This is a genomic window from Paenibacillus sp. R-74696 (assembly GCF_055814915.1).
On the sequence record NZ_JBPULM010000045.1, the window covers coordinates 179,609 to 193,570 of the forward strand.

Annotated in this window: 10 protein-coding genes; all 10 read right to left on the minus strand. The window is 48.4% G+C overall.

The genetic code is table 11. The features are described from left to right. The 10 genes from ACSR9A_RS20945 to rseP all read right to left on the minus strand — a co-directional run bounded on the left by ACSR9A_RS20945 (position 1) and on the right by rseP (position 13,897). Entirely contained in the window at positions 1–990 is a 990-nt protein-coding gene (locus ACSR9A_RS20945) for a DHH family phosphoesterase (protein WP_473759311.1), read from the minus strand. Continuing rightward, on the minus strand, positions 987–1,343 hold the full coding sequence (gene rbfA, locus ACSR9A_RS20950; protein ID WP_046230756.1) for a 30S ribosome-binding factor RbfA: 357 nt from the start codon (positions 1,341–1,343) through the stop codon (positions 987–989). Before rbfA ends, ACSR9A_RS20945 begins: the two co-directional genes overlap by 4 nt. 7 nt (positions 1,344–1,350) lie before the next feature. Beyond that, the gene (infB, locus tag ACSR9A_RS20955; protein ID WP_473760208.1) at positions 1,351–3,918 is read right to left on the minus strand and encodes a translation initiation factor IF-2; all 2,568 of its coding nucleotides are present in this window, start codon (positions 3,916–3,918) and stop codon (positions 1,351–1,353) included. Between the two features lie 40 nt (positions 3,919–3,958). After that, positions 3,959–4,306: a L7Ae/L30e/S12e/Gadd45 family ribosomal protein gene (locus tag ACSR9A_RS20960; protein WP_056039066.1), complete on the minus strand. Its 348-nt coding sequence runs from the start codon at positions 4,304–4,306 to the stop codon at positions 3,959–3,961. Next, the gene (gene rnpM, locus ACSR9A_RS20965) at positions 4,299–4,613 is read right to left on the minus strand and encodes an RNase P modulator RnpM (protein ID WP_046230754.1); all 315 of its coding nucleotides are present in this window, start codon (positions 4,611–4,613) and stop codon (positions 4,299–4,301) included. The genes ACSR9A_RS20960 and rnpM overlap by 8 nt, the downstream gene beginning before the upstream one ends. Before the next feature lie 46 nt (positions 4,614–4,659). Next, complete coding sequence (gene nusA / locus ACSR9A_RS20970; RefSeq protein WP_056038147.1) at positions 4,660–5,763, minus strand: transcription termination factor NusA; 1,104 nt, start codon at positions 5,761–5,763, stop codon at positions 4,660–4,662. Positions 5,764–5,802: 39 nt separating this feature from the next. After that, the gene (gene rimP, locus ACSR9A_RS20975) at positions 5,803–6,264 is read right to left on the minus strand and encodes a ribosome maturation factor RimP (protein WP_341282509.1); all 462 of its coding nucleotides are present in this window, start codon (positions 6,262–6,264) and stop codon (positions 5,803–5,805) included. A gap of 212 nt (positions 6,265–6,476) precedes the next feature. Beyond that, complete coding sequence (locus tag ACSR9A_RS20980; protein ID WP_473759312.1) at positions 6,477–10,787, minus strand: PolC-type DNA polymerase III; 4,311 nt, start codon at positions 10,785–10,787, stop codon at positions 6,477–6,479. 389 nt (positions 10,788–11,176) lie between these two features. Then, the gene (gene proS, locus ACSR9A_RS20985; RefSeq protein WP_473759313.1) at positions 11,177–12,625 is read right to left on the minus strand and encodes a proline--tRNA ligase; all 1,449 of its coding nucleotides are present in this window, start codon (positions 12,623–12,625) and stop codon (positions 11,177–11,179) included. Positions 12,626–12,631: 6 nt separating this feature from the next. Continuing rightward, positions 12,632–13,897 (minus strand): RIP metalloprotease RseP, encoded by a 1,266-nt coding sequence (gene rseP, locus ACSR9A_RS20990; RefSeq protein ID WP_473759314.1) that lies wholly within the window; start codon positions 13,895–13,897, stop codon positions 12,632–12,634. Positions 13,898–13,962: the final 65 nt, after the last annotated feature.

Here is a 13,962-nt window from a genome sequence, read left to right on the forward strand (position 1 = left end):
TTAGCTCAACGCCTTTCTGACCGCATCGACCAACTGGGCGATTGCTTCTTGAAGCGGCGCATCAATACGACAGCCAGCAGCACGGACATGTCCACCACCGCCAAAAGATTGGGCAATCGCGGCAACATCCGCCGTCCCTGCTGATCTCAAGCTGGCTTTCACTCCGCCATCTTCCGTCTCTTTAAACATAATGCCGACTTCTACGCCGTCAATATTCAGTGCATAATTGACGATGCCTTCCATATCTTCCGATACCGCACCTGTCTCAGCAAAATCATCCTTATTGACATATAGCCAGCCAATTTGCTGATTATCGCTAAAAGTAAGTCTGCTAAGGCAGCGCTGCAGAAGCTTAAGCTTTGACATCGTCATTTTTTCGAGCAGCTGATCGGCCAGTTTGTGACCCGGTACACCAATCGACAGCATGCGCGAAGCAATATTCATCACATGTGGTGTCGTATTGGAGTAGCGGAAACCGCCAGTATCTGTAATGAGCCCTGTATATATAGCCGTCGCGCATTCCAAATCAATGGAAATGCCCGCACGTTCAATTAAATCATATAAAATCTCAACCGTAGCTGCTGCATTCGGACGAATCAATTGAACCGTACCAAAGCCATCATTAGTCGGATGATGATCAATATTGAGCAGTTCCACTCCCGGAGCAAACAAGCTCTCCACTTTACCCATCCGGCGATAATCAGCGCAATCGACCGCAATAACGCGAGCATACGATTGTGTTGGCTGTGCTTTCGCATAATTAATAATCGTATCGAATGAGCGCAAATGAGCAAGCCTTGAGGGCAGCTCACTTTCGTTAATCAGCGTAGATTTTTTCCCAAGCTTCTCCAGCAGCCAACCGACGACAACCGTCGAACTAATGGCATCGCCATCTGGCTGCACGTGGGAGACGACCAAAAAGTCGTCTCCACCGCGCATAAAAACAAGTGCTTCATCCAACTGCTGCAAATAGGTCGCAGCAGCCGTCATGATCCTTTGTTCTCCCCGTTAATTTCCTCGAGGATTCCTTCAATCCTGCTTCCATACTCAATGCTGCTGTCGAATTTAAAGATCAGCACTGGCGTATGGCGCAAACGCATCCGCTTGCCAAGCTCAGAACGGATAAAGCCTGTTGCACGGCCGATTGCTTTGAGCGTTTCTTCCTTTTGCTCTTCGCTGCCCAGCACGCTCAAATATACTTTGGCTTGGGACAAATCATTACTCGTTTCAACGCCAGTCACTGTAATAAAACCGACGCGTGGATCTTTAATTTCTGTCTGGATAATTTGGCTGAGCTCTTTTTTAATTTGCTCGCCTACCCGACCTACACGAATTTTAGCCATGCTTTATTCACCTCTCTACTGACTCCATTACGAAGGCTTCAATAATATCCCCTTCTTTGAAGTCGCTAAACCGCTCAAGCGTAATTCCGCACTCGTAGCCCTGAGCAACTTCCTTGACATCATCCTTGAAGCGTTTGAGCGTATCGATTTTACCTTCGAAAACAACGATGCCGCCGCGAACGATCCGCGCTTCAGAAGAACGAGTAATTTTACCAGAAGTAATCATGGAACCAGCGATTGCTCCGACTTTGCTTACTTTAAATACGTTGCGGACTTCAGCATGGCCGATAATTACCTCTTTGAAGATTGGATCAAGCATCCCTTTCATCGCTTGTTCAATCTCTTCAATTACGTTATAAATAACGCGGTGCATACGAACATCAACTTTCTCCTGCTGCGCGGCCAGATCAGCCTGCGGCTCCGGACGAACGTTAAAGCCGACAACGATTGCATTCGAAGCAGAAGCCAGGTTGATATCCGATTCGGTAATCGCACCTACACCGCTATGAATGATTTTGACACGTACGCCTTCGATATCAATTTTCGCGAGCGAGCCTTTCAGCGCCTCTGCCGAACCTTGAACGTCGGATTTAATAATAACGTTGAGATCCTTGATCTCGCCATCTTTAATATGCTTATACAAATCATCAAGCGTTACGCGGGAGTTTGCGCCAAGCTCGGATTGACGGTGCTTAATCGCACGGCGGTCAGCAATTGCTCTCGCTTTACGCTCGTCTTCAAATACCATGAACGGATCGCCAGCAAGTGGAACCTCTGTCAAACCAGTAATTTCGACTGGTGTCGAAGGTCCAGCTTCTTTTAAGCGACGGCCCTTGTCATTAACCATAGCCCGGATACGGCCGAAGCAGTTGCCCGCAACGAAAGCATCTCCGATTTTGAGCGTACCATGCTGTACGAGTACACGAGCAACTGGACCTTTACCTTTATCGAGCTCAGCCTCAATGACTGTACCGCGTGCACGCTTATCAGGGTTAGCTTTGAAATCATTGACTTCAGCTACAAGCAAAATCATATCGAGCAGTTCTTCCAGACCAATACGCTGTTTCGCTGAAACGTTAACGAAGATTGTATCCCCGCCCCACTCTTCCGGAACCAGCTCATACTCGGTCAAAGCTTGCTTGATTTTATCTGCATCAGCATCTGGCTTATCGATTTTGTTAACCGCAACGATAATTGGAACGCCCGCTGCCTTCGCATGGTTGACTGCCTCAACCGTTTGCGGCATAACGCCGTCATCGGCTGCAACAACGATAATTGTAATATCCGTTACCTGTGCACCACGGGCACGCATGAGTGTAAACGCTTCGTGACCAGGTGTATCGAGGAACGTAATCTTTTTATGGTTAGCTTCGATTTGGTAAGCACCGATGTGCTGGGTAATACCGCCAGCTTCTCCGCCCGTTACATTCGTTTTGCGAATCGCATCGAGCAATGTTGTTTTACCATGGTCAACGTGACCCATGATCGTTACAACCGGAGGGCGAGGCAACAAATCAGCTTCCTCATCCGTTTCTTCAACCGTTTCGAACGTATCCTCTTCAACCGGAATTTTCACTTCTACTTCAACGCCATATTCACCGGCAAGCAGAAGGATCGCATCCATGTCGATTTCTTGGTTAATGGTAGCCATCACGCCAAGAACGATCAGCTTTTTAATAACTTCTGAAGCATCTTTATGAAGCAATTTCGCCAATTCGCCAACAGTCAACGTACCGCGTACGATGATTTTTTTAGGCGTATTGTCGATTTTCTCACGGAATACTTGCGGCTGATTGCGTTGGTTGCGTCCTCTGCCACCGCGATTATTGTTATTGTTGCGACCAAAACCGCCTGGTCTGCCATCTTCAAACCGTTTTTGCCCTTGGTTTGCACCTGGTTTTCTTGCGCCTGGCTTGTTATTCGAATTGCCGCTTGTGCTTCTCGAAGCATCGCCTGCCGGACGGGACGGACCTGTTCCAGATGGACGATTAGCTCCTTGTGAAGCTGGTGGACGCGATGGGCCGCCACTGCTTGGACGGTTGCCTTGGCCTGATCCTTGGCTCGGACGGCTGTTTTGCGATTGTCCACCTTGGCTCGGACGGCTATTTTGCGTTTGACCGCCTTGACTAGGACGGCTGCTGCTTTGCGATTGGCCAGAACCTTGCGCTGGACGGCTGCCGCTAGGTGCTGCGGACCTGTTGTTGCTGCTTGGGGACGATTGGGACGGACGTTGCTGTTGGTTGTTTTGCGTTGTCGTTTTAATAGAATTCATAGGCTCCTGTCTATCTTGCGTAATTTTTTTATTGTTTAATGCGGAAGCTTCAAGCTCCGGTTTAATGGCTTCTTGCTGTGGTACTGGTTGCTGCTTCGGCTGAGCGGGCCTAGATGGCGCCTGCGATGTAGAAGATACGGTTGCTCCGCTTGATTCTTTCGCCCGCTTCGCTGCTGCGTTAGCTTTAATATCGCGGAAGAAGCCTTCCACTTTATTAACCATTTCGTTTTCCATCACACTCATATGGTTGTTAACGGGCATATCCAGCCGTTTAAGAATCGTTATAATTTCTTTACTGCTCATACTGAGGGATTTCGCATATTCGTATACACGCAGCTTATCTTTATTGTCCTTGCTGTCCTGTGGTTTGTTCAATATGATCCACCTCCGAATTTTGATTCAGATGACCCGCAATCATTTTTCCGAACTTTGCGTCAGTTACCGCCAGTACGACTCGGTCCAGCTTTCCTATAGCTTTTCCAAGTTGATCGCGGTCGAACGCTTCGGCGAGCTCTACCCCATAGGTGCTGCATTTATCTTGAAACTTTTTTTTCGTATTTGGAGATGCGTCACCCGCAATAATGACGAGATGCACCTCTCCCTTACGTACCGCCTTGAGCACAATTTCATCGCCAGTAACCAATTTTCCAGCCCGCATGGCCATGCCGAGCGAGGACAAGCCTTTATTCATCTTCATCGCTTACCCGCTCCTTTTCTGCCAGAAACTCTTCCTCTACCGCAATGAAATCCTGTTCAAGCTGGTCGTAAATGGCTACGCCAACAGGTTGCTTCAAAGCTCGATCCAGTGCTTTTGTCTTTTTGGCCAGCTTAAAGCAGCTGACTTTCCCACACAAATAAGCGCCCCGACCGGCTTTTTTGCCAGTAAGATCAATTAGAATCTCCTCATCAGGCGTTCTAACGACCCGAATAAGCTCTTTCTTCGGTTTCATTTCCTGACAGGCTACGCATTTGCGTAGCGGCACTTTTCTCGGTCTCATCGCACATCCCCCCTTTACCCGTTGATGAACGCAGCCGATATATTAGTTAAGCCAGATCAATGGAAACCGAATCTTGCGGCATAACTGCCGTCATCGTTTTCGGACGACCGTACTCCTGCTCAGCTTGCGATTCACTCTTAATGTCGATTTTCCAGCCAGTCAGCTTCGCCGCTAGACGAGCGTTTTGCCCTTTAATCCCGATTGCAAGGGAAAGCTGGTAATCCGGCACGATGACACGAGCCATTTTTTCCTGCTCAAATACGATAACTTCGAGCACTTTAGATGGGCTAAGCGCGTTCGCAACGTATTCCTCGACATTTTCAGACCAGCAAACGATATCGATCTTCTCGCCTTTCAGCTCGCCAACAATCGTTTGTACACGCATGCCCTTCGGACCTACGCATGAGCCTACAGCGTCAACCTCATCATTGCGCGAGAAAACGGCAATTTTCGAACGGAAGCCAGCTTCGCGCGCAACCGAGCGAATCTCAACGACTCCATCGTAAATTTCCGGAACTTCTAGCTCAAATAAACGTTTAAGCAGACCTGGATGCGTACGGGACAAAATAATTTGCGGACCCTTTGTCGTATTCTCCACTTTCGTAATATACGATTTCACGCGGTCTCCGTGCTTGAATTTATCAGTCGGCATCAGCTCTGTAAGCGGCATAACCGCTTCTACTTTGCCCAAATCGATAAACAGGTTGCGAACGTCCTGGCGCTGCACGATACCATTCACAATATCCTCTTCTTTGTCGATAAAAGCATTGTAGATCAGGCCACGCTCTGCCTCACGAATGCGCTGCGTCACGACCTGCTTCGCAGTTTGTGCTGCAATACGTCCAAAATCACGAGGCGTCACTTCAATGTCCGCCACATCATCCAGCTGGTAATGCGGATTCACTTCACGCGCCGCTTCTACTGTAATTTCCAAACGGGGATCAAGCACTTCGTCCGTCACCGTCTTGCGGGCATATACTTTAATAACACCCGTGTAGCGGTTAATATCGACACGCACATTTTGCGCAGCGTTAAAGTTCCGCTTGTAGCTTGAAATCAGCGCTGCTTCGATCGCATCAATCAGCACTTCTTTGGCTATCCCTTTATCCCTCTCTATTTCCGATAATGCTTCAATAAAATCCATGCTCATTGGAACTCTAGTCCCCCCTTCAATAATAACAAACGTTGTTTAAAAAACGATAGCGAGGCGTGCTCCCGCCACTTTAGCATAAGGAATGGCATGCTCTTTCTTGCCGACTTTGACCACAAGCTCTTCTCCATCGAACGAAATAAGGTCACCTTCAAATTCCTTGGATGCGTTAATCGGCTCATAGGTTGTGATATATACGTGCTTGCCGACGGCTTTGCGCACATCTTCGGCTTTCTTAAGCGGCCTTTCGGCGCCAGGCGACGACACTTCAAGAAAATAAGCATCCGTTACCGGATCGTTCTTGTCCAGCTGTTCACTTAAAAATTCGCTAATACGGCCGCATTCGTCAATATCAATGCCGCCTTCCTTGTCTACTGAAACCCGGAGGAAGAAGTTGCTTCCTTCCTTGACGTACTCAATATCAACAAGTTCAAATCCATTTTCGCTTAGAAACGGTGTAACCATTTCTTCCACGTCGGTTTTGATTTTGGAAATGCTCAAATTGCTGCTACCTCCCGTTCGGTCCAAACGATTGATTTGGCCTTTCAGACCCTTAAAGACCCGAAAACAAAACGTAAAGAGTGGGTTTCCCCACTCTTCTGCATCAAACGCTTATCAACATCATTGCCACGAAAATTATAACATAACCGCATAAGTAGTGACAAGAAAACTTTTCAAGTTGAAATGCTGTACAAATGCCGATATACCACGTTTTAGAACAGCGACAGCTGGTTTGATTCCGGCAATCCGCGGAAGCAGCCCATCCCGTTTAGCACCTCAACAATCGTTTTACTTGCCTTCGACCTTTGCTGGAAATCCTCAATCGACAAGTACTCGCCATCGTTGCGGGAAGCCGCTATATTGCGTGCGGCATTTTCTCCAATGCCCGGAATCGCCGCAAACGGAGGCACGAGTGAATCGCCATCGACTTGGAATTTTGTCGCATCCGAACGGTACAAATCAATCGGTTTAAAAGAAAACCCGCGCGCTGTCATCTCAAGGGCCATCTCGAGCAGCGAGATGCTCGCTTTCTCCTTAGGCAGCGCCGCAAAGCCTTTTTCTTCAATTTCAATCAGCTTGCGTTTGATTGCATCATAACCTTGGCACAAAATTTCAAGGTCGAAATCCTCGGCGCGAACGGTAAAGTAGGTCGCATAATAAGCAATCGGATAATACAGCTTGAAGTAGGCTGTGCGCACCGCCGAAATAACATAGGCTGCGGCATGCGCCTTTGGAAACATATACTCAATGCGTAGGCAAGAGTCAATGTACCACTGCGGCACCTTGCAGCGTTTCATCTCTTCGATCCATTCGTCGGAAAGCCCCTTGCCCTTACGCACGCTCTCGGTAATTTTAAAGGCTAGACCCGCATCCATGCCCGCCTTGTAAATTAAATAAAGCATAATATCATCCCGACAGCCGATAACGGTTTTGATATTGCAGGTTCCCTTCTTAATGAGCTCCTGCGCATTGCCTAGCCAAACGCCGGTTCCGTGCGACAAGCCGGAAATCTGCAGCAAATCGGCAAAAGAAGACGGCTGCGTCTCCTGCAGCATTTGCCGAACGAACTTCGTCCCCATCTCTGGAACACCGTAGGTCGCGACAGGCGTGCGAATTTTCTCTGGAGAAACATCAAGCGCTTTGGTCGAGTTGAACATGCTCATCACTTTAGAATCGTTCATTGGAATCGTTGTTGGATCAACCTCAGTCAAATCCTGAAGCATGCGCATCATTGTCGGATCATCGTGTCCGAGTATATCGAGCTTGAGCAAATTGGTCTCAAAGGCATGATAGTCAAAATGGGTCGTTTTCCATTCCGCATTTACGTCATCGGCCGGATATTGAACAGGTGTGACATCCTCTACCTCAATATAATCCGGAACAACGACGATCCCGCCCGGATGCTGGCCCGTGCTGCGCTTGACGCCCGTTACGCCGGCAGCCAGTCTGGACAGCTCGGCGCCGCGCCATTTTTTACCGTTCGCTTCTTCATATTTCTTGGCAAAGCCAAAGCCCGTTTTCTCCGCTACCGTACCAATCGTCCCGGCCCGGAATACCGCTTTTTCCCCAAACATGATCTTCGTGTAATTATGGGCAATCGGCTGGTATTCGCCAGAAAAGTTAAGATCGATATCGGGAACTTTATCGCCTTTGAAGCCAAGGAACGTTTCGAACGGAATGTCCTGACCTTCGCCCTTTAGCGGCTCTCCGCATTTTGGACATATTTTGTCGGGTAGGTCAAAACCGCTTGGTATGCTGCCATCGAGAAACCACTCGCTATGCTTGCACGCTGGATTTTTGCACATATAATGCGCTGGCAGCGGGTTAACCTCGGATATGCCGAGAAATGTAGCTACGACGGAGGAACCAACCGAGCCCCTGGAACCGACCAAATAACCGTCCTCATTCGATTTTTTCACCAACCGCTCGGAAATTAAATAGTTCGCGGCAAATCCGAATTTGATAATCGGCACGAGCTCTTTCTCCAGACGGTCTATGACGACTTGCGGCAAATCCTCGCCATAAAATCCTTTGGCTGTATTGTAGCAGGTGGTACGAATTTCCTCCTCCGCTCCCTCCATAATCGGCGTAAACAGCTCTGGTGGGAACAGGTCAAACGGTTCAAAGCGTTCTGCGAGCTGCACCGTATTGGTCACAACAACCTCATACGCCCGCGCGTCTCCAAGGAATGCAAATTCCTTAAGCATTTCATCGGTTGTACGGAAATGGGCATCTGGCTTGCGCATATCCTTGAGCGGGCTAAAGCCCGTTATGCCATGAATGGCAATGTCACGAAACAGCTTATCCCTCGGGTTCAAATAATGGACATTGCCTGTTGCAATAACCGGCTTGCCCAGCTCATCGGCAATTTGGCACACACGACGGTGCGCTTGCTCAATTTCTGCACGGCTGCCAACTAGACCTTTGTCTACTAAATGCATGTAAAAATCAATCGGCTGAATTTCCAGCACATCATAAAACCGCGCGACTTCTACTGCTTCCTCATAGGATTTATTCAGCACCGTTTCGTAAAACTCGCCTTTTTCACAGCCGGATATGACGAGCAGTCCTTCTCTCAGTTCCACCAGCTTCGTCCTTGGGATGCTTGCTACCCGTTTAAAATGCTTGGTATGGGAAAGCGACACGAGCTTATATAAATTTTTCTTGCCGACCGCGTTCAGTGCATAAATACAGCAGTGAAACGGGCGGCTGTTCGATAAATCGATACCAACATAATCATTTAATTGATGAAGGCCTGTCACATTTCGTTCTGCCGCATCGCCAATCAAGCCGAATAATACGCCGCCCAAGGCAATGGAGTCATCAATCGCCCGGTGATGGTTTTCCAGACTGATTTTGTATTTAGCCGACAGCGTATTGAGACGATGGTTTTTCAAGCTTGGATGCAAAAATCTCGCCAGCTCCAACGTATCGAGGACCGGGTTTTTAATCTCGGGCAGTCCAAGCGATTTGCAGTTAGCTTGCAAAAACCCAATATCAAAGCGGGCGTTATGGGCAACGAGTACAGTATCGCCAATAAATTCAATAAATTCGCGCAGCTTCGGTGCAAGCTCCGGCGCATCCTGCACCATTTCATCGTTAATATTCGTCAATTGCTGAATATGATAAGGAATTTTCTCATGCGGATTAATGAAGGTAGCGAATGTCGCTATTTCTTTGCCATCTTTCATTTTCACGCCAGCAAGCTCGATAATTTTGTTGTTAATAACCGAAAGTCCCGTCGTCTCAATATCGAAAACGATATATTCAGAGCCAGCAAGCGGCTGCTCCCGCGAATTAAGCACCATCGGGACCGCATCATTAACCACGTTAGCCTCTAGGCCGAATAATAGCTGAATGCCATTCTTTTTCGCTGCTTTCGCTGCTTCCGGGTAACATTGCACATTGCTGTGATCAGTGACCGCCATTGCTTTATGTCCCCATTTGGCTGCCATCTTTACATAAGCGTCAATGGGAGCCACCGCATCCATCGCGCTCATCGTCGTATGCAGATGGAACTCTACCCGCTTCTCCTCCGCATTGTCTTTGCGCTCCGCTGGCGCATGAACCTCATGCAAATCATTCGGCATCATGACAAGCTCAGGCTCCTGCATAAAGCGGTCGTATTCGACTCTGCCTCGCGCCTTCACCCATTTGCCGTTGGACAATAGATCCAGCACCTTGACATCATCTTTTGTTTTGGCGAACATTTTTAGAGACAAGGAATCAGAGAAATCGGTCAGGTTGAAGGTAAAGAGCGTGCTTCCGTTGCGCAGCTCCTTCTTATCTAGTCCGAAAACGGCGCCTTGCACCGTTATTTTCTTCTCTTCCTCGCGAATGTTCATCAACGGAACTGGTTCTTCGCGAATGTCATATCCAACCGCTAGCTTTGCTGGCGGCTCGCCGTCATCACCCAATTCCTCAGCTGCCGCGCTGGCCATAATTTGCTGAATGACCTCGCGTTCTTCGGCTACCCGCCGCTGCTCAAACTCTTCGTAAACCTCTGCTTTTGCTTCGCCAACGGCAAGCTTTACTTTATAGCTGCGGCTAAATTGCTGCTCGTAAAATCGAGTGATTTCTTCGTCCATTCGCTTTTTGCGTGCCAGCTCAAGCCCCATTTCATCGAGCATCAGCAGCGTAATAACATCGCCTTCCGTCGTAATCGTTGCTTTGAGCAGCCAACCGTTAACCGAAGCAATTTCCTGCTGCGCCCACTCTTTGAAAAGCGGCCAATATTCGCTCGCAAGCTCCTCTGAAGAAAGCTGTTCATCGTATATAAATTGGAAAGAGGTATCGGCAATATGGGCAAACTTTTGCTTGACCGCCTGGCATAGTCCACTATAGGTCTTATAAGGAACCAAAGACGTTTTGCGAATGCAAAACGTCCACTTGCGGTTGTTTTTGGCGACTACAACCTGATCTATATAACCATCCTGAAAAAAGGATTGTATCATTTCCTGCGGTAATTCCGACTGCTGCAGCAGCAGCTCAAAGCGCTGCCTCTTATTGTCGGTTTGGCTCATGAATTTATCCACTCCTAACGCTCGCTGGCTTATTTTCGGTATTGTATAGCGAGAGATATGGATCGGCTCGGTTAAGGGGGATCAACGCTGCGTGAAAGGTTTGGCTTACGATCGCCATTGCCCTTGGAATTGTTGGAATAAACCGCTCAGCGGTACAATTACAAGGGCAAAAGCGAACGCTAACGCTTCTCCAGCTCAAACCTTTCACTCCGCTTGCCCCCTTAACCTCGCTCTCCCCACCGCAAAAACCGTTGTATAAGCGCTCGCTAAACCAGCACTTCTCATAGAAGCAGGGAAATGGTTGATTCCATTTCCCTGCCTTGAAATTGCTTTGAAATTAGCATAACACATTGAAACACAATACAGAACCATAAAATATAATACTCTTTCTAGTAAGCGCGAGCGAAAACGACCGTATGCTCGGCGGCATCGCCGCAAACGAGGCATGTACTCTTTTTCTCGGCAGGCTCGAAAGGAATGTTGCGGCTTGTGGCGCCCGTCTCTTCCTTGACCTGCTTCTCGCATGCGTCCGAACCACACCAGCCCGCAAGCACAAAGCCGCGCTGCTCCTCTTGCGATGCCTTCATTTCATCCAGCGTATCTACCGAATAGAAATGATCCTCACGGAACTGCTTCGCTTTCTCAAACATCTCATTATGGATTTGTACAAGCATCGCCTCTACTTCAGCGACAAGATTAGCCTGCTCGACTACCTTCTTTTCGCCGCTAATGCGGGATACGAGTACAACTTGTCCATTTTCCATATCACGTGGCCCGAGCTCAAGACGAAGCGGAATACCGCGCATTTCATATTCATTGAACTTCCAGCCTGGGCTTACGTCGGAACGGTCATCAACCTTGACGCGAACGCCCGCTTTTTTAAGCTCGGCATACAGCTCATCCACCCGGCCAACAACTTGGTCGCGTGTTTTTGCTGGCCCAATTGGGATCATAATCACTTGTGTTGGAGCCACTTTAGGCGGCAAAGCAAGACCACGATCGTCACCGTGCACCATGATCATCGCACCAATGAGACGGGTACTCACACCCCATGAGGTCGTGTGGGCAAATTGCAGCTGATTTTCACGATCCAAATATTTAATGTCAAACGCTACGGCAAATTTTGTTCCCAAGTAATGAGAAGTTCCCGCCTGTACGGCACGGCCATCCTTCATCATCGCTTCAATTGAATACGTATCTACAGCGCCAGCAAAACGCTCCGAAGGCGTCTTTTGGCCTACGACAACTGGAATGGCCAAAAACTCCTCAACGAAGTCACGGTAAATGCCCAGCATTTGCATCGTTTCCTGACGCGCTTCCTCTTCATTTTCATGCGCCGTATGGCCTTCCTGCCATAAAAATTCGCTTGTACGCAGGAACGGAAGTGTCCGTTTCTCCCAGCGGACAACATTCGCCCATTGGTTAATGAGCAGCGGCAGATCTCGGTACGATTGAATCCATTTCGCATACATATGCCCGAACATCGTCTCCGAGGTTGGACGAATAGCAAGGCGCTCCTCAAGCTTCTCGCCTGCTGCTTCCGTTACCCAAGGAAGCTCAGGATTAAAGCCCTCAACATGCTCCTTTTCCTTCTGGAAAAAGCTTTCTGGAATAAAGAGCGGGAAATACGCATTGCGATGGCCGGTTTCTTTAAAACGGCGGTCCAGGTCACGTTGAATATTTTCCCATATCTCATAACCTTCCGGGCGAAAAATAATACATCCGCGCACTGGCGAATAATCCATAAGCTCGGCTTTTTTGATGACATCGATATACCATTTCGAGAAATCCTCGCTTTGCGGCGTAATTTCCGAAACAAATTTTTTATCCTTAGACATAAAAGATTAAGACTCCCCTCGCACCAATCGCAAAATATCGTTATAGGTTACTACCAGCATCAGCAGCATAATGAGCGCAAAGCCGACGAAATGAACCATGCTTTCCCGGTTCGGGTCAATCGGTCTGCCACGCAGTGCCTCCAGCCCGAGAAAAATAAGTCTGCTTCCATCCAGTGCTGGAATGGGCAACAGGTTGAAAATCCCCAAATATAAGCTCAGCATGGCGGTCCACCGCGTCAATTCGGCAATTCCCTGCTTGGCAATTTGGCTGGTCACCTCTGCTGTACGCACAGGCCCGCCTAAATCATCCAGTTTAAAATCACCGGTTACGAGCTTTTTAAGACCTTCGAAAATAATAACGGTCATCTGCTTCATCAGCTTACCCGCACCCGTTACCGTTTCTGTAATGGTTGCCGTGCGCGTCTTGTAAGTAGCAGTGATGCCGACTTTACCGACTCCTTTGTCATCCGAAGCTGGAGTCAGCTCTATCTTCTGCGCTACGCCGCCGCGCACAATGTCCATTTGGATCGGCACGCCAGGCGAGCCGCCAATAATCTCAATCATTTTATCATAATCCGTACCAATCGGCGTACCATTAATCGCTTGAATCATGTCGCCGCTTTGCAATTGGGCCTTTTCAGCTGGCATCCCCTTGCTAATCGAATCAACAAGTAAATTTTCCGGTGTACCTGCGAGTTGAATATAAGCGCCACACAATACAAACGCCAGCACAAAATTCATAAACGGACCTGCAAAAATAGCACGCGCACGCGCAGCTACCGATTTGCTGCCAAACTGTCTGTCCAGCGGCGCAATTTGCGTTTCTTTGCCTTTAGTAATCATCAAGGCTTGTGGATGCAAGGAAAAACGTTCCTTCTCGCCCTCAATATCGAGCGTAACGAACAAATCCCTTTCGAGGTCTATCTGAGTCACTTCACCACGAATGACGCCGCTGCGCTCATCCAGACGGTCCAGGTACAGTCTCGTCACCTTATCGTCTTTAAGCTTAATCGCAATCGTCTGCCCAGAGGCCACGTCTACAATTTCCGGATCCTCGCCTGCCATGCGGACGAAGCCACCTGCCGGAACAAGGCGAATCGTAAATCGCGTTTCACCGCGTTTAATGGAAATGAGCTTAGGTCCAAAACCGATGGCAAATTCCCTGACCAATATTCCTGCTCGTTTGGCAAAATAATAGTGGCCCCATTCATGGATCGTCACAATCACGAAAAACACGAGCACGGTTAATAAAACAATTTGAATCGTCTCCATATAGAGCCTCCTGTTCGTAACGGCCTGTACATAGATTATCATTATTCTCCTACCCGTTACAAGAG